General features: G+C 69.3%; 10 protein-coding genes. 3 read left to right on the plus strand and 7 right to left on the minus strand.

The genetic code is table 11. From position 1 onward, the window contains the following. Positions 1-30: 30 nt before the first annotated feature. The gene (locus KRR26_RS24385) at positions 31-1,641 is read right to left on the minus strand and encodes a serine/threonine-protein kinase (RefSeq protein WP_120204707.1); all 1,611 of its coding nucleotides are present in this window, start codon (positions 1,639-1,641) and stop codon (positions 31-33) included. A gap of 221 nt (positions 1,642-1,862) precedes the next feature. Here KRR26_RS24385 and KRR26_RS24390 point away from each other — a divergent pair, with 221 nt between their 5' ends. The 3 genes from KRR26_RS24390 to KRR26_RS24400 all read left to right on the plus strand — a co-directional run bounded on the left by KRR26_RS24390 (position 1,863) and on the right by KRR26_RS24400 (position 9,566). After that, positions 1,863-6,755, plus strand: a complete 4,893-nt coding sequence (locus KRR26_RS24390; RefSeq protein WP_217080986.1) for a DUF4215 domain-containing protein — start codon at positions 1,863-1,865, stop codon at positions 6,753-6,755. 1,583 nt (positions 6,756-8,338) lie between these two features. Next, entirely contained in the window at positions 8,339-8,641 is a 303-nt protein-coding gene (locus KRR26_RS24395; RefSeq protein WP_147422926.1) for a hypothetical protein, read from the plus strand. A gap of 598 nt (positions 8,642-9,239) precedes the next feature. After that, entirely contained in the window at positions 9,240-9,566 is a 327-nt protein-coding gene (locus KRR26_RS24400; protein ID WP_147422927.1) for a hypothetical protein, read from the plus strand. Here KRR26_RS24400 and KRR26_RS24405 read toward each other — a convergent pair. From KRR26_RS24405 to KRR26_RS24430, 6 genes are all read right to left on the minus strand, one after another. Continuing rightward, positions 9,559-11,028, minus strand: coding sequence for a hypothetical protein (locus KRR26_RS24405; protein WP_120204714.1), 1,470 nt, complete (start codon positions 11,026-11,028; stop codon positions 9,559-9,561). The genes KRR26_RS24400 and KRR26_RS24405 overlap by 8 nt on opposite strands. A gap of 85 nt (positions 11,029-11,113) precedes the next feature. Beyond that, the gene (locus KRR26_RS24410) at positions 11,114-11,758 is read right to left on the minus strand and encodes a TetR/AcrR family transcriptional regulator (RefSeq protein ID WP_120204716.1); all 645 of its coding nucleotides are present in this window, start codon (positions 11,756-11,758) and stop codon (positions 11,114-11,116) included. A 20-nt stretch (positions 11,759-11,778) separates the two neighbouring features. After that, complete coding sequence (locus KRR26_RS24415) at positions 11,779-12,990, minus strand: metallophosphoesterase (RefSeq protein ID WP_120204718.1); 1,212 nt, start codon at positions 12,988-12,990, stop codon at positions 11,779-11,781. A gap of 101 nt (positions 12,991-13,091) precedes the next feature. Next, the gene (locus KRR26_RS24420) at positions 13,092-14,069 is read right to left on the minus strand and encodes a leucine-rich repeat domain-containing protein (RefSeq protein WP_217080987.1); all 978 of its coding nucleotides are present in this window, start codon (positions 14,067-14,069) and stop codon (positions 13,092-13,094) included. Then, positions 14,066-15,484 (minus strand): reverse transcriptase family protein, encoded by a 1,419-nt coding sequence (locus KRR26_RS24425; protein ID WP_120204722.1) that lies wholly within the window; start codon positions 15,482-15,484, stop codon positions 14,066-14,068. The genes KRR26_RS24420 and KRR26_RS24425 overlap by 4 nt, the downstream gene beginning before the upstream one ends. A 197-nt stretch (positions 15,485-15,681) precedes the next feature. After that, complete coding sequence (locus KRR26_RS24430; protein WP_217080988.1) at positions 15,682-17,946, minus strand: aldo/keto reductase; 2,265 nt, start codon at positions 17,944-17,946, stop codon at positions 15,682-15,684. Between the last annotated feature and the right edge of the window lie 69 nt (positions 17,947-18,015).

An 18,015-nucleotide genomic window follows, 5' to 3' on the forward strand; every position in this document is an offset into this window, starting at 1 on the left:
GAGGGATTGCTCGCGCAGCGTGGCCGTTCCTCAGGCGGGACGCGCGGCGTTCGCTCGCGGTGTCAGCGCGATGCTCTCCGCGGGCGCATCGTGGGCGCGGCGTGAGTGGTCCATCGCCTCGCGGGCGATCCGGGCCAGCTCCGCCTGCCCGCGCGGAAAGGGAGCAGCCAGTCCTTCCAGCGCGAGGAGTTGCTGCCGCAGCTCGGCGCCATCCGCGGTGCGGCGCGCGGGGTCTCGCTCCAGCAGGCGCATCACCACCGCGTCCAGCGCGACGGGCACCGCGGGGTTGAGCCGCGACGGCGGCACCAGCTCTTGATCCACGGCGGCGCGCATCAGCCGTTCCTCCGAGTCACCCGTCAAGGCGCGGTGGCCGGTGAGCGCCTCGTGCAGCGTGAGCCCGAGGGCGAACAGGTCCGCGCGCCCGTCGAAGGGACGCCCCAACGCCTGCTCTGGCGCCATGTAGCCCAGCTTGCCGCGCACGCCACCCGCCACGGTGAGCTGCGCGCGCGCCGCATCGCGGGCGATGCCGAAGTCGGACAGCTTCACCTCGCCAATGCGAGACACCAGGATGTTGGGCGGATTCACGTCGCGGTGCACCAGTCGCAGCGGCGCGCCGTCCGGGCCGGTGCGGCGGTGCACATAGTCCAGCGCCGAGGCCAGCTCCGCCGCCAGGAAGGTGGCCGCCGGCACGGGCAGCGGAAGCCGGCCGAGCTGCTTCATCAAGCCGCTGAGCGGCAAGCCGTCCACGAACTCCATGGCCAGGAAGTACGTGCCCGCGTGCCGGCCCAGGTCGAACACCTGGATGATGTTCGGATGGTTGAGGGTGGAGCACAGCTCCGCCTCGCGGCGGAACATGGCGAGGAAGCTGGCGTCGTCCGCGAAGGCGGGGAGGATGCGCTTGAGGGCCACCTGCTTCTCGAAGCCGCCCTCGGGCGAGTACGTGGCGCGGTACACCTCCGCCATGCCGCCCGCGCCCACGCGCTCGTGCAGCACGTACTTGCCCATGACCTCCTGCTCGCGCAGCGCGGCCAGCGCGTCCCGCGTGCGGCTGAGGAAGTGGCGCGCGAGGATGGCCGTGAGCGCGCCCGCCGCGACGAAGAAGAACGCCCGCACCAGGATGAACAGCGGCGAGAGCGTGACGAGCGGCTGCTCCGGCAAGAGGGGCCGCACGAACCCGAAGTAGATGCCCGCGTACTCGGCGGCCACCAGCACGCCCGCCGCGAGCGCCAGCCGGGGGCTGCTGCGCAGCGCGGCCAGGGTGACGAGGCTGCCCCAGATGACGAGGGTGGGCGCCGTGAGCGCGTAGACCGGGCCCTGGTAGCGCAGGTCGAACGCCAGCACCACCGCGGGGATGCTCACCTCGATGGCCACGTTCAGCCACGGCACCGCGGGGTGGAACACGCCCGCGCGCAGGATGCGCCACATCGCCCCGTAGTAGAGGCAGAGCACCGCCGCCAACCCGATGAGCGCGCGCGTCAGGCCCCAGCCCAGCGACTGTCCGAGCGCCGCCGCCACCACGATGCAGAGCCCCGAGAGCGCCGCCATGAAGCGCGCCACGGACAGCTCCCGCGCCTGCGCGTCGCGGCGCAGGTGCCCTTCGAGAAAGCGGGAGACGGCGCTGGACGGGGTGCGGGTGACCATAAGCCCGCGACTCTAGAGAACGCGCTCTCTTCCGTGCACGGGGCCCCCCGTACCCGGGGTGGGAATTCACCTCACCTGATGGCACCTACCAGAGCGGATTCGTCCCTGGGTGGGTGGACTTGGCCGGTCAGGTGTCGCTGAAATGTTTCACGGCCCAACCATTTCGCGTGAAAGAGGACGGGTCTCATCCATCAAAGCTCGGCCCCGTGTCGGGAGGCTTCATGCGCATCACCCCCCGCTATCTGCTGATCGCGCTCAGCGCGGTCCTACTTCTAAGCACCGCTTGCGGTGACGACGACAAATGCAAGGACGGTGAGCAGTGCGGCTCCGCTGTCTGTGGGAACGGGAAGAAGGAGGCCGGCGAGCAGTGTGACGACGGCAACAAGGTCAACGGCGATGGCTGCGAGGCGAACTGTACGACGACGCCCGGCTCCGCCCAATGTGGCAATGGCGTCACGGAGACCGGCGAGCAGTGCGATGACGGCAACCGGGTGAACGGCGACGGTTGCGAGAACGACTGCACGACGACGCCGAGCCAGGCCCACTGTGGCAACGGCCGCGTGGAGACCGGCGAGCAGTGTGACGACGGCAACCAGGTGGCGGGCGACGGCTGCGAGAACGACTGCACGACGACGCCGGGCTTCGCTGTCTGTGGCAACGGCCGCGTGGAGACCGGCGAGCAGTGCGACGACGGCAACGTGGTGGACGGCGACGGCTGCGAGGCGACCTGCAAGTTCACGCCGGCGGGCCCCTCGGCCACGGTGTGCCCGGGCGCGCCGGCGGCTCCGCTGCCGGGCGATGCCACGTGCGCGGTGACGAAGGCGGGCAATGGCGCGCGCCTGTTCACGGGCGTGGTGCTGAAGGACGGCGAGACGCTGATGGGCGGCCAGGTGCTGGTGGACGCGCAGGGCGTCATCCAGTGCTCCGCGTGTGACTGCTCGGCCGCCGCGGGCGCCGCCGAGGCCACGCAGGTGTCGTGCCCCCGCGGTGTCATCTCCCCGGGCCTCATCAACCCGCACGAGCACATCCTCTATCCAGGTGCCCCGGTGGCGGGCACCGCCGAGCGCTATGAGCACCGGCATGACTGGCGCACGGGCGCCAACGGCCACACGAAGCTCACCAACCCGTCCAACTCCAAGGCGGACATCATCCGCTGGCAGGAGCTGCGGCAGATGCTCGCGGGCACCACGTCCATCGCGGGCGCGGGCGGCCAGCCGGGCCTCCTGCGCAACCTGGACGTCTCCGCGGTGGCGCAGCAGGAGGGGCTGGGCGAGGGCTACGCGGACTCGGACACCTTCCCGCTGGGTGACTCCTCCGGCACGACGCTGACGAGCGGCTGCAGCTACGCCTCGATGCCCACGTCCAGCGGCCTGCCGAAGACGGCGGCCTACCTGCCGCACATCTCCGAGGGCATCGGCCTGACGGCGCTCAACGAGTTCCGCTGCTTGTCGCAGGGCAGCAGCAACGTGCTGTTCGGCCGCACGGCCATCATCCACGGCGTGGGCCTCACGGCGAAGGAGATCGCCGCGATGGCGGAGCGTGGCACCGGGCTCATCTGGTCGCCGCGTTCCAACGTGTCGCTGTATGGCGAGACGGCGATGGTGACGGCGTACAAGCACCAGGGCGTGAGCATCGCGCTGGGCACGGACTGGCTGAAGTCCGGCTCCATGAACCTGCTGCGCGAGCTGCAGTGCGCGGACTACCTCAACAGCACGCGCTACGCGCACGAGTTCACCGACGAGCAGCTCTGGCGCATGGTGACGGCGAACGCCGCCGACTTGACGGACGTCTTCGAGAAGGTGGGCCGCATCGCGCCAGGCAAGGTGGCGGACCTGGCCATCTACCGCCTGCGCGTCTTCTACGGCCGGCCGCACCGCGCGGTGGTGACGGCGAACGCCGAGGACGTGGTGCTGACCATGCGCGGCGGCAAGCCGCTCTATGGCGACCAGACGCTGATGAACGGGCTGAAGGGCTCGGACACGTGTGACGCGATGGATGTGTGTGGCACGGCGAAGTCGGTGTGCCTCACCTCGGAGATTGGCAAGGACCTGGCGGCCCTGCAGGCGTCGCCGGACACGGCCAATGCCTATCCGCTGTTCGCGTGCGGTGGCACGCCCAAGGACGAGCCGGTGTGCGAGCCGCGTCGCGACTCGCAGGGCGCGTCGTGGCCCAATGCCTCGCAGTTTGGCTCCACGGTCTACTCGAGCGAGGCGCGCGCGGATGACCCGGATGCGGACGGCATTCCGAGCGGCAGCGACAACTGCCCCACGGTCTTCAACCCGGTGCGCCCGATGGACAACGGCGTGCAGGCGGACTCGGACGGCGATGGCGTGGGCGATGCGTGTGACCCGTGCCCGCTGGAGGCCAATGTCACCAGCTGTCAGCTGAGCCACGCGCCGGACGATGACGACGCCGACGGCGTGCCGACGTGGCGGGACAACTGCCCGTTCGTGGCGAACGCGGACCAGAAGGACTCGGACGGCGACGGCAAGGGCGACGTCTGCGACGGCTGCCCGCTGGACGCGAGCTCCGCGTGCGCCACGCCTGATCCGACGGACGTGGACAACGACGGCATCCTCACGCCGACGGATAACTGCCCGTTCGTGGCGAACGTGGACCAGAAGGACACGGATGGCGACGGCATGGGTGACGCGTGCGACCCCTGCCCGGTGCCCAACGCGGGCGGTATCGCGTGTGCGCTGACGGTCTACGACGTGAAGACGACGCCGCGCACGGGTCTGGCTTCGCTCGTGGGCGCCAAGGTGGCGGTGTCCGACGTCATCGTCACCGCGGTGGATGTCACGGCGACGAGCGGCTACTGGGTGCAGGTGGCCAACCCGCCGGCGGGCAAGGGCCCGGAGAACTCGGGTCTGTTCGTGTACGGCCTGAAGGCGGACGTCGCGGTGGGTGACCGCATCAACATCACCGAGGGCGTGCTGAAGGACTACTTCGGTCTGCTCGAGTTGACGAACGTGAAGCTGACGAAGGTGAGCAGCGGCAACCCGCCGCCCGCGCCGGTGGTGGTCCGCACGGACGCGGTGCGCACGGGTGGCCCGAGCGCGCAGGCCCTAGAGGGTGTGGTGCTGGAGGTCCGCGACCTCTGGACGACGGGGCCTGAGAACGCGAAGCGCGAGTTCACCGTCGATGAGAACCACTCGGGTGATCCGACGAAGGCGGGCCTGATGGTGGATGACCAGGCCTTCTCGTACCCCACCCAGACGGTGGGCACGTTCTACCGCGTCCTGCGCGGCGTGCTGACGTACACCTTCAGCAACTCCAAGCTGCTGCCGCGTGGCGCGGAGGACATGCAGGGTGTGTTGCCCGCGCTGACGGCCTTCACGTCCGGCGGGTATGCGCGCGTCGGCGACACGGTGGCCTTCCCGCAGGCGCTGACGGTGACGATGGCCTCCACGTACGCGTCGGACATCACGGTGACCGTGACGTCGAGCGACCCGAGCGTGCTGAGCGTGCCGGGGGGACAGGTCGTCATCCCGAAGAACCAGACGAGCGTGACGGTGCCGGTGACGGCGGGTGCCCAGGCCGCGAGCGTCACGCTGACGGCGACGTCGGGAACCTCCTCGCTCTCCACGAACCTCCGGGTGCTGGGGACGAACGAGACGCCCGTCGTGACGGGCATCACGCCGACGACGGTGTCGGTCGCGCCCGGCGGGACGGTGTCGTTCACGGTGTCGTTGGACCGGCCGGCTCCTGCTGGCGCGGTGCTGGACCTGACGGCTTCGCCCGCTGCGGACTTCGGGACGTTCACCCCGAGCACCACGGTGAAGAACGCGATGGTGGCGACGTTCAGCTTCACGGCGGACGAGACCACGACGGTGACGGCCGGTCAGGTGACGGCCTCGCTGGGGGGCGGCTCCGCGACCGCGAACGTGGCGGTGCTCCTGGACGCGGCGCGGCTGGTGTCGCTCACGCCGTCGGGCGCGGTGTCTGTGAATGCGGGTGGCACGCAGGTGTTCACCCTGACGGTGACGCCGGCGCCGGCTGCGCCGATCCAGGTGCAGGTGGCGGCGGTTCCGCCCGCGGGGAGCGCTCCGTTCGGTGCGCTGGACACGCAGGCGGTCACGGTGGATGCGGGCGCGACGACGGCGACCTTCACCTTCACCGCGAACGCGGCGGGCGAGGGTTCGGGCAGCGTGACGGCCTCGCTCAACGGCGTGACGCGCAGCACGGCGGTCACGGTGGTTCCGCCGCCGGCGAAGCTCGCGAGCATCTCGCCTGCGTTGGCGACGGTGAACACGGGGGCGACGCAGGTGTTCACGGTGTCGCTGGACCGCAAGGCGCCGGTGGGTGGTGTCAACGTGGCGCTGGCGCTGACCTCGGGCGTGGGGGCGTTTGTGCCGGATACGACGACCGCCGTGACGATCCCCGAGGGCAGCCAGTCCGCGACGGTGACGTTCAAGGCGGCCGCCACGGCTGGGACGGGGACGCTCACCGCGAGCTACGACGGAGTGACGAAGTCGTCGGCCATCACGGTGGTGGTCCCGGTTCCCAAGGGGCACGTGGTCATCAGCGAGATCTCGGGTGCCGGGTTGACCGTGAACGCGGATGACTTCGTCGAGCTGTACAACCCGACTGACGTCGACATCGACATCAGCGGTTGGAAGCTGCAGTACCGCACGGCCAGCACGACCAGCACGACGGTCAACTACACGGTCCTCGTGACGATTCCCTCGGGCAAGACGATCAAGGCCCACGGGTACTTCCTGATCGCGAACGACGGATATGTGGCGGGTTCGCCGACCGTGGCCGCGGACATGTCCTGGGGCTCGACGGATATCTCTGGCTCCGCGGGCAATGTTCGTCTGGGCGATGCGACGGTGGCGGTCGACCCGAACGTGACCACGGGAGTCGTCGACACGGTGGGCTACGGTACGGGCCGCGTCGTTGTCGAGACCGAGGCTGCGCCGTCACCTCCAGGCAAGGGCGGCAGCATCGAGCGCAAGGCGCTCGCTACCTCCACGTCCGCGAGCATGGGGGCGGGTGGCGCGGATGCCCTCAAGGGGAACGGTAGCGACACGGACAACAACAAGAATGACTTCGTCACGCGCGCGGTGAGAGATCCGCAGAACGCCGCGAGCCCGACGGAGCAGCCGTAGTCGCTTCCTGAAGTCTTGAAGTCAGGGCCCTCGCCTCGATGTGTGGAGGCGAGGGCCCTTTTGCGTTGAAAGGCCGCGAAGTGCGGCCCAAGGGGGGCTGCGAGTGGTCAGCCGTTGTCCGTGATGGGGGAAGGACTCATGGCGCTCGAGCATCTTTGGGCCCCATCTCTCAGGGGCTTGTGGCTCGTAGTCTTTCGGGGGCGCGAGCGAAGCCTCGCACGAGACTTGTCTCGGCTTTCGGCCAAAGAGGTGTCTCCGTGTTCGCATGTGGTGAGAGCCCTGCTGACTTCGCGGAGAGCGTCTGGCGCCACTTTCATCTGGCTCCGAACTCTCTCTTTCTGTGCCTGTCAGGAGGGGGCAACTGGAGCGCTCGGGTGAGCAAACCACGAGAACTGGGCTCTGCACGGCTCGTTTCCAGGCTGACGAAATCGTGGAGGAGAATGGCAACCTCCGGCTCCGGTACTCGGGATTCCACTGGGGAACCCTCACGCTTTCGGGGCTGGCTCCTCACAACCGTGCGAGGGTTCTGGCCACGCTCCGACTCCGACCGAACGGCTGAACAGTTCATTCTCTTCAGCCCACCTGGATACCTGCTCCATGAGTTCTCGAGCCAACGACCCCCTCTGCATGTAGCCCGACAGTGATGGAGACGAGTATGGTTGAACACGAAATGCAACATGTAATCCAGTCGGATTTCTTGGGCGAATTTCATTTGCCGCTGCATTTGTTTTTTTCAGGGATACTCCGGTGTCACGACGGGGACGTATAACAAGGCGAATCCGCTTGAACTTGGACCTTATTCGCACCCACCACACCCTTGGCCGTAGCTTGAATTGGAGGTGAGATGAGACGGTTTTTGTGTGTCATTTGGCTTTCTTTCCTGGCGTCCTGCATTATGGGCTTGTCGGTGGTTCGTGTGGGGCAGAGTGCGGTGCTGCCGGCGGAGATTTCTGTATCCTGTATTAAGCAGGTGCTGAGTGGGCCGGAGTTCAAGGAGTGGGCGAACTCCCGCCAGCACGCAATGGGCTGGATTATTGATGCCCCTCAAGCCTTTAGTGGGGATCGGGGTTTTGGGGAAAGAGTCTCGATTCAGCAATTCACAAGGAGGGAAGGGGTAGAGGTGTTGGTTCTCATTGCTGCAAGATCTCGCGCCGGGAACACAACTCCCGAGCAGTGGCGGATGGGGGAGACTTTTACTCGGACAGTCATGCAGGCTATTTTGAATTCCTGCATAGAGGATAAAACTCTGGTCACAGTGAGGTGCTACCGAGAGACGGGCGAGAGTCTGGATGCGCCCTGTCTTTCCGGGTGATGCGTTCGTGTCGAAAGGAAGGCCGGAGTTCGATCGAGGGGTGGGGGCGCGATTTTCCGCACATGCCTCCCTGCGCAGGGCGCGGGCTATGCTCTTGGGTATGGCCCCGTTCGACTGGTCCACGCGTCTTCTTTTGGTCTGGCAGTCAAGGCTTCGCTGGCTGCTGGGTGCCGCCAGTCTCCTGGTGGCCTCGCCGGCCTGGGCCCAGAGGGCGGAGACTGCCCTGGGGGCTCTATTCACCGGGGCGGTTGTCGCGAGTGGGGCGATCTTCGTGATCATCGTGGGACTGGTGGTGCTCGGACTCAACCAGTCCAAGGCTCAGCGCAGCATTCCCATTGCCCTGGGGGTCCTCACCGGCGTGGCGCAGGCATGCGCCGGCGTCGCGGGGTTGCTCTTCTTTTTGGCCGGGTCCATCCGAGCCCTGCTCCTCAATGGCCCCATCCCGTACGACGGCGCCTTCGTCCTGTGCTCCGGCGGCTTGCTGGCCCTCGGGGTTCATGAGGTCCGCGCGGCCTGGAGGGCGCGGGCTCCAGCCTCGGTGCCTCCTCCCTCGACGCAGGGACGGATCAGCTGAAGAGGCGGGTGGCTCCTTCGCAGGAGCGGCAGGCTTGGACTCCGAGGTTCAAGGAGTCGCTGACCATGGACTCCATGGCTTTTGCTGCGTCCTGGAACTCGTAGGGGCCTCACCTGGAAACCGCAGGCCCAGCAGTCGATGGCGCTGCACGTATCACAGGTGTGCCAGCGCCTCACGAGCGACGGGCCGCGGCCGTGCACCGCGTCGCAGGCATTGCACCGTCGTCTTGGTCCAGGCATGGGCCGGCTGGTCGAAGGGGACAGGGAGCAGACACCTCGCGCGTACCATGTCTTGATAGGGAATGGGAGGCGGTACCCCGTCCGCAATCGTGAGAGGGTTCTGGTGCCGCTCTGCCCTCGAACGCTCAGTTGCGGAGTCGGGTGGGGCCGGCGCGGTTTGCCTTGCACCGGCCATTTCACGCAGGGCGTGGGCTATGCTCTGGCGCATGGCTCCGTTCGACTGGTCCACGCGGCTTCTTTCGGTTCGACAGTCATGGCTTCGCTGGTTGCTGGGTGCCGCCAGTCTTCTGGTGGCATCGTCCGCCTGGGCCGGGAGGGCGGTGGAGGACCCCGATGCGGAGTTGAGAGAAATTCTCATCGTGAATGTCCTGGTCGTGGTGGTCGTCCTGGGGCTGGTGTTCCTGGGACTCAACCAGTCCAAGGGCCAACGCCTCGTCCCCATCGCCTTGGGAGTCCTCACCGGCGTGGTGCAGGCGTGCGCCGGAGTCGCGGGGTTGCTCTTCTTCTTGGCCGGGTCCATCCGAGCCCTGCTCCACAGTGGCTCCACCTCGGTCGATGGCGCGGTCACCTTCGTCCTGTGCACCAGCGGCTTGCTGGCCCTCGGGCTCTATGAGGTTCGTGTGGCCTGGCGGGCTCGGGCCCCGGCAGCGGCCCCTCCTTCGTCGCCGCCAGGTCCGGTCAGCTGAACAGGCGGGTGGAGCCTTCGCAGGAACGACAGGCTCGGACCCCGGGGTTCGAGTAGTCGCGAATCATGGCGTCCATGACTTCGTCCGCGTCCTGGAACTCGTACAGGCGCAGTCGGAAGCCGCAGGCCCAGCAGTAGATGGCGCTGCATGTGTCGCAGATGTGCCAGCGCCTCGCGAGCGACGGGAACCGGCCGTGTACCGCGTCGCAGGTATTGCACATCAGGTTCCGGCTCGACTCCTCCGGGTTCGGCACGTTCCACTTGTAGATGACCCGCTTGCGCAACACGTAGTTGTCTTGAAACTCCGTGTTCAAGGTCTGCAAGTTGTTCACGTGGTACTGCATGTAATGCAAATGCGACGTCGCCGGGAAGGCCGCCGCCAGCATCCCAAGGTGGTTGTTGTAATAGGTCGTGATCGTCTTCGTCCAGGCGTGCGACTCCTGGTCGTGCCCGTGCAACTGCTTCAGCGAGTTCCCCAGCGGGACATGGAACGGGAATCTCGCGCGCACCATGTCTTGATAGGGAATGGGCACGCAGTACCCCGTCCGCTGATTCTCCAACATGAACGCCGGCGTCGAGGTGTTGAAGTTCGGGTCGTACACCAACGTCGCGAACAGGCTCGTGTTGAACGAGATGGGGAACCCTCCGCTCCCCACCAGCGAGTCCACGTCGTGGTCCGTGCCTCGGTAGAGCAGCAGCCTCCCCGCGCTCTCCATCTCCACCCGCATCGCGGCCCGCAGGCTCCGGATGAGGATGTCCACCCGCGTGCGGATGGGATTGTTCCCGTTGAGTCGCTGGCCCAGCGAAATCTGGCTCGCCACGTTCACGGGGTTCAAATACCGGAACCCGGACTGACGGGCTCCCGCGCGCAGGATGTGGGCTCGGAACAGCGCCAGCTCCGGGTTCGCCAATCTCCAAATCTGCGCGCCTGACAGCGGGAAGTGCTGCTCGTGCACGGTCAGCAGGGGGCGCAGCTTGTCGGTGATGAGCACGTTCATCCCGAGCGAGCAGTTCACGTTCTCCGCCGCCAGGTTGACGGCCGGGTCCACGATGGCCGCCTCGTACTGTGCCATCGGCTCCAGGTCCCACTGGTTGAACGCCGCGAGCGTCTCCTCCTGCTCCATCAGCGCGTTGAGGTACATGACCTCGTAGAGCGTCCTGGGGATGAAGATGAGCCCGTAGACATGGGGGTGAATCGTGGCGTTCCGGTTGGTGAGCTGTTGCTGGACCGTGGTCGCGCGGTTGCGCACCGCTTGCTCCACCGCCGTGAACGCTTGTCCCTCCAACATCACCCCGTTCGCCACGTTAAGCCGGTGCTGGTGCACCACATGGAACGGTGAATGGGGATGCAGGATGTTCTGGTAGATGTTTCGGTATTCCGCGCTGCTCAGCCGGCCCAGGGGATGCCCCGGCCGACTCTTGATGACAACGAACTCCCCATAACCATCCGGTACGAGCGGCATCGCGTGGGACCCCCATCCCAGGACCGACTGCGCGATAGCCTATCAAACACTGGAAGACGTGTTGGCGCGGGAGCGCCCGCGCGGCTCAGGACCCCGAGGGTGCGGGCCGCAGACCCGACGCGACGAGTCCATCCAGCGCGGCCATGACCGGGTTGTAGTCCACGCTGGTGCGAAACAGGTTCTGGTGCAGCAGGAGTCCCAGGTAGCTGCCCATCAAGGTGTGCGCCAGATGTTGCGGCTCCATATCGATGCGGAACTCTTGCGTCCGCTGGCCGTAGCGCAGGATGCCGGCGAGCACCTCCACGTAGAGGGCGATCTTCTCGCGGATGGCCTCGGCGACGCGGTCGTTGGACTCGGCGGACTCGGCGGCCACCAGGCTGAAGAAGATGCCGTACTCGCGATGCTGCCCCAGGAAGTGCGTGGTGCGCCGCATGAACGCCAGGAGTTGCTCGCGCGCGGGCAGCTTGCGGTGCTCGGTGAGCAGGTCCACGAACTCGCGGAGGTAGCGCTCGTGCAAGTCCGCGATGGCGGCGAGGAGCAGGTCCTCTTTCGTGGGGAAGTGCCAGTAGAGCGCGCCCGGCGTCATCCGGATGGCGCGGGCGAGGTCCGCCATCGTGGTCGCCAGGTAACCGCGTCGCGCGAACAGCGTGATGGCGGCCTCGAGAATCTCAACCCGAGTCCGCGCCGCGCGCTCCTGCTTGATTTCACGCTTCGCTGGTTCCTTATTCATCTACCCATCAAGCCTACACCTCAGGCGAGCAGCGTCACCTTCACGATTTCCGGCGGCGCGCCCACGCGCAGCGGCGGACCCCAGAAGCCCGTGCCTCGGCTGACGTAGAGGTGATTCTCGCCCTGCTGGAAGTGGCCCTGGTCATTGCGCCAGATGGCCGCGACCGCGAGGGTGAAGGGGAAGAACTGGCCTCCGTGGGTATGCCCGGAGAGTTGCAATCCCATCCCTGCCTGGGCGGCCTCGGACCAGTTGGAGGGCTGATGCGCCAGGAGGACCGAGGCGCGCGAGAGGTCTCTCCCCGCGGTGGCCGCGCCCAGGTCATAGCCTCGCGCGCCGCCTCGGTTGCGCGCGGACCAGTCATCCACCCCCACCAGGTCGAACGAGGCCGCCGCGTCACCGATGCGCACGTGGCGGTTGCGCAACGTGCCAATGCCCAGGCCCTCCAGCGCCTGGGTCCAGGCGTCCGCGTTCCAGTAGTACTCATGGTTGCCGGTGACGAAGTAGGTGCCGGCCCGCGAGCGCAGGTTCGTCAGCGCGGAGACCGCCGGACCCAGGCCCGACACCGTGCCATCCACCAGGTCGCCCGTGATGGCCACCAGGTCTGGCTTCAACGCGTTGCACCGCGCCACCAGCTCATCCATGAAGCGCCGCTGGATGATGGGGCCCACGTGGATGTCGCTCAGGTGGACGAGCGTGAAGCCATCCAGCGCCTTGGGCAGTCCTGGCAGCCGCACCGCCACTTCGCTCACCACGGGCGGATGGAACGCGCGCCACGCGCCGTAACCCACCACGCCGCTGGTCGCCAGCACCGCGCCGCTCGCTCCGGCTCGGGCGAGGAACAGGCGGCGGGCCTCGTCGACCGGAGCGGGAGCCGGGGGCGTGGGCGCCGCGGCCGGTGTCTCACGCGCCGCCTTGCGTGCCTGGAGCTTGCGGCCGAGGGCCTTCACTCCGTCCACCGCGCCCAGCGTCAGCAGCAGGTAGATGGCGATGCCCATCCAGGTCCACACCACCGTGGCCATGGAGAGCAAGGCATTGAGCGGCAGCAGGCGGGTCACGAACCACGAGAGGGTGAGCGGCAGGCACAGCGCGACGAGCAGCACCTTGCCCGCGCGGTGCCACGCGAGGCTCCCGGACGTGTCCCGGAACAGTCGCCGGTACAGGTAGATGTGGGTGAATACCGTGAGGACGCCGATGACGAGCACGAAGAAGACGAAGCGCAGCGCGGTATCCATGGGCTCTCAATACTCACGGGCCACGGGCCCGTCGCAACGAATTCAGAGTGAAGAATCGTCAAGGCGCGTCCAGACGAGGCTCGCCCGCCCGGCGCGCGGGCTCAGAGCTTGAGGCCCTTTCCCAGTCGGCGCAGCAGCGGCTCGACGTCGCTGTCGCTCAAGCCCATCTCCTTCAACTCCAGATGTTTCAAGTGGGGCAGCGCCTTGGGCGACTTGAAGGCCAGGGCGCCTTCCTCGCTCAGGTCATTGCCAGACAGCTCCAGGCGCTCCAGGGCATTCAGCCCCTTGCTCCGCGCCAGCGCCGCCGCGCCCTCGTCACTCAGCTCGTTCCGGTTCAACGCGAGCTGCTCCAGCGTGCCCAGGGTCTTGCACTTCGTGAGCCCTTGCGCGCCCTCGTCGCCGAGGCGAGCGCCGGAGAGGAAGAGTCGCTTCAGGGCGAGCCGATTCGACGCGAGCGCCTGGGCCAGCACCTCGGGGTCCGCCTCTTCCAGTGACAGGCTGAGGACGCGCAGGCCCGTCAGCGTGGGGCTCTTCACCAGGGCCATGACGCCGCCCTCGGAAGGGGCACGGAAGGACAGCACCTCCAGCCTCCCGACGTGGGGCGCGAGCGCCAGCGCCTCCGCGGCGGCCTCCACGCCCGGGCCTTGGATGCGCAGCCAGGTGACTTGCTCGAACCAGGGCTGAGCCGCGGCCTCGGCGAGCGACCTCCCATCGCGCGTCTCCAGCGTCACCTGCCGCACGGGCTCGCGCGCGAGCAGCTCCTTGCCGTGCTGGGCCAGCGCCTCTTCCGGGAGTGAGAGCGATTCGACGTAGCCGCGCGTGAACTCCCAGCGCTGGGCGCCGAGCTTCCGCAAGGGCTCGAGCCAAGCGGAGCTGTGGTCGGCGAGGAGGTCCTCCGCCCTGCGGTTCAGCGTGCGGCGGCGCGCGGGGTCCAGCTTGCCGGTGAGCGCCACCTGCGCCTGGATGAAGTCCGCGCGGGGCGCGTCCGTCTCTCGCAGCGCCGCCGCGTGGGCCAGACGGAGGGCGTTGTTCGCGGGCTCGGCGGCCACCCGGGAAATCCACTTCGCGTCGTCGCTCATGTGGCGAGCAGCTCCTTCACCTCGCGCTGCCAGGTCTCGCCCAGCTCCGGGTGCACCATGCGGACATAGGCCGCATAGCCCTCCAGCCAGCGCCGGAAGTCGGGGCGTCCTCGCGCCTGCGAGTCCACGCCGTGCTTGCGGCAGTTGGCCAGGATGGCCTTGAAGCGGCGGCGCTCGTCGCGGGGAATGGACACGCGCTCGTTCACGGTGAGGCCCGTCACGCGCTGGCGTCCGCCCTGGCGCATCACCCGGCGCTTGGGCCCGTTCTCCGCGAAGCCCTCCTGCTGGAGGATGGCGTTCACCCACCAGAAGAAGCGGCCCAGGCGCTCGGGCGGCTGGCGGAAGGAGAACGACAAGTCATCCGCGTAGCGCGTGTACGTGGCGCCCACCTTCGCGGCCAGCGCGGCGAGGCGCGCGTCCATGCGACGACACACGAGGTTGGCGATGGCGGGCGACGTGGGCGCGCCCTGGGGAAGCACGCCGGGCCACGCGACCGTGCCGTCCGGCAGCTTGGCGCGGTAGGTGGTGAGGCCCGCCAGCGCGGTCGCGACCTCCTCGCCGTAGCCATGCGCCTCGAAGAGGCCCTTCACGCGGCGGAAGTGCACCGAGGGGAAGAAGTCCTCCAGGTCCACGCGCACCACCACCGTGGCGCCCACGTGGGGCTGGGCGTTCGTCACGGTGGAGCGGCCGGGCACGAAGCCGTGCGCGGCGGGGTGCGACGGCATGCGCGCGAGCACCTGTTCCAAGAGCGCGCGCTGCGCGGCCTTCAGCTTGGGGCGCGGCGCGCTCAGGCGTCGCACGCCACCGGAGCGCTTGGGGACCTCGAACTCGACGTAGCTCGAACCGGACTCGGCGCCCGGGCGCATCAGCGCGTCGAGGTCCGCGGTCCCGAGGCCCAAGAGCTTCGCCACGTCCTCGCGCGTGCGCAGCGGGGGCAGCGCCTCGGTGACGGGAGGCGGGCGCTTGCGCACGGCCTTGCTCGTCTCGGGAAAGAGCCCGTAGCTCCAGCCCGTGGGGTTCCAGCCGCCGATGGCCCAGGGGTGCGGATGGCTGGGCGGCTCCTCGCGAGAGTCGGGGGGCGACACGTCCGCGAGCCCCAGCTTTCGCACCGCGGCCCGCGCGGACGCGCTCACTCGCGTGTCCGGGTCCTTCACCAGCCGGCGCAGGAGCCGCGCGGCGCTGGTGCGGTCGAGCAAGAGGGGAATCAGGCGCGCGGCCCGCAGGCGCTCGCGCGCGTCCGGGCTGCGCACGCGGCTTTCGATGGCGTCCTTCCAGGCGCGCGCGACGTAGAAGCGGGCGACCTCGTACTCGGCGAGGCCCTGGTTGTGCTCGAGCAGCTCGACGATGCGGTCGAAGCTGGCCTCGGGGTCCATCATCAGTGGCTTGAGCTCCAGGAGGAGTCCAACCAGGTTCATGTGCCAGGGCTCCAGGGCGGGAAACCGCGGCTCCTGGGACCGCCGCCACCTGCACGGCAGAGGCGGACGAGGTCGAGGAAGCCCGCAAGGCGGACCTCGTACCGCGTCATTCTTCAATGGGAATCAACGGCAGCCGCGACGTGACATCGCGGACGGAAGGCTGGCTGCACGCGGCCCCAGGAGCGCTCCGGATTCCATCACACCCCTTCGCCCTCTTCCAGCAGGGCGAGCAGGGCCTCGCGCGGGCCGCCCGGCGCGCGGCGCACCCGGGCATCCAGCTCTCGTTCGCGGGCCCTCACGCGCTCGCCGTGGGCCCGCATGGCAGGCAGGGCGTCGGGTTCCATCCGCGGGCGGGCGAGCACGTCCAGGTTGTGGCGCAGCTCGCTCCAACTGCGCGGCGCGGTGAGGCTGGCGCTCACGCCGGGTTGGGAGAGCGAGTAGCGGTAGCAGTCCACCGCCGAGGGCAGCACGGCGTCCGGCGCGACCTCGGGCGTGGGGCGCAGCAGGCGGCCGTAGCAGGTGGTGCTGAAGGTGAGCACGCCGGTGCCGCGAGCCTGGGCTTCGGGCAGGAGCGCGGCCTCCGCGCCCGGGTGCGCGGCGCTGTGCCGGGTCATCACGACGGGCCAGGGCGCCCGGTGGAGCGCCTCGCGGGCCAGGTCACGCAGGTGCGTGGAGAAGCCGAAGGCGCGGACCTTCCCCTCGGCGCGCAGCCGCTCCAGCGCCGCGAAGTCTCCGTCGGAGAGCCGCTCCGGGGAGCGCACCCAGAACAGCAGGAAGACATCCAGGCAGGTCGTGCGCAGGCGCCGCAGCGCGGACTCCACGTCGCGGCGGAGGGCGGCTTCACCCGCGTGGTACGTGCCGGCCACCACCACCAGCTCGTCTCGCCGGTCGCGCTGGGCGCGGAGGAACCGCGTGAGGGCGGTGTAGCGAGGCTCCCAGAAGAAGGCGTTCACGCCCGCGTCCCGCGCCTCGAAGAAGGGCTCGGGGGTGGTGAGGTTCGCGCCCGAGAGCACGAGCGGCGAGACGCGCAGGCCGGTGGTGCCCAGGGGGCGCCATGACGCGTGGGCCTCGGGCCGCGGGCGAGGCATCGCGGGCGTTCGCGGGCGCTTGGGCGCGGGCGTGGGGCGGTGGCGCGCGACGGACGGCGCGTCGGCGAGGGCGTCGTCGGGGAAGACGAGCGTGAGGGCTTCGAGGTGCGCGGTGAGTTCGTCCGAGGTGGCGGCGCTGTCGAGCGCGGCGCTCAGGCGCTGGAGGGCGGTGGCGTTGGCGTGGCGCAGTCGCCAGGTCCAGACGGCGGGCTGGAGGTCGGGGGCGTCCACCGTGTCGAGGCGCGCGTCGAGCCCGTCGCACGACTCCAGCACGGAGGCCGCGGCGGCGCGCGCCATGGGCGAGGTGTCGTGCGACAGCCGCAGCAGCGCGTGCAGCTCCTCGGGCGCTCGGGTGGGGTCGAGCAGGTCGCACGCGCGGGCGCGCACCCACGGGTCCGGTGATTGCGCGCAGGCGAGCGCCACGTCGCGCGGCTCGGGCGCGTCGTCGTCGGAGGGCTGGCGATTCCAGGCGACCCAGAGGTCGAGCGCGGCGCGCCGCACGCTCGGGTCGGGGTCTTCCACGCAGGCCCGCCGCGCGGTGGAGAGGTCCAGCACCGCCAGGCGGAGCCACGGGTCCTCGTGGCCTTCGGCGTGGGCGCGCTCCTCGGCGCGGAGGGTCCCATTCCGGGCTCGCGCCGTCAGCGCCACGGCGCGCACCGAGGCATCCTCGTCCCGCGAGGCCAGCTCGAGCAGGGACTCATCGTTCAGCAGGGCCGCGGCGGTGGCCACCGCCCGGCGCTCGCGCGTGGAGCGGGCGTGGGGGGCGAACGCGACCAGCGCCCGCGCGAACGCCTCGGCGGCGATGCGCGCGGGGGGCCTTCGCTCCCAGGCGGTCAGGACCTCCGCGCGCACGGCCTCTTCGGGATCCGCGAGCGCGGCGAGCAGCACCTCTCGGCTGTCGGGGTCCGAGGCGAGGCCCGCCAGCGCGGCGCGGCGGATGGACGGCTCCAGGTGTCGCGCGAGCACGCGGCTTCGGGCCAACAGCGCGGGATGGGCCCGACGCGCCGCCACGCGCGTGGCCCAGGCCACGGCGCCGGGGCGCGGGGCCTCTTCCAGCACCCGCGCGGCGAGCACCACGTCCTCCACGGGCGCGCGCTCCATCAGGGCGTAGGCGGCCTGCGCGGCGTGGGGCACCCGGGGCTCATCCAGCCACCGCAGCGCGAGTCGGAGCGCGTCCAGGTCCTGGCGCTCCCGCAGGCGACGGCGCGCCAGCTCGCGCAGCGGCTCGTGTGGGTCCCCCAGCCACTCCACCAGCTCCCGCGCGCTCACCCGGGCGGCGGGGGTGGCCTCCAGCCTCGCCGTCACCACCGCCGGGTCCTCGTTCCCGAGGTCAGGCGCGAGGCGGTCGGGCGGGGTGGGTTCGCGGGTGGACATCGCGGCATTCTAGACACCGGCCGCCCTTCGCGGCGGGGCGCCGACCCCTCGCGAAGTTCATGGCCGGAC

The sequence above is a fragment of the Citreicoccus inhibens genome (assembly GCF_019039035.1).
Lineage (GTDB): Bacteria > Myxococcota > Myxococcia > Myxococcales > Myxococcaceae > Citreicoccus > Citreicoccus inhibens.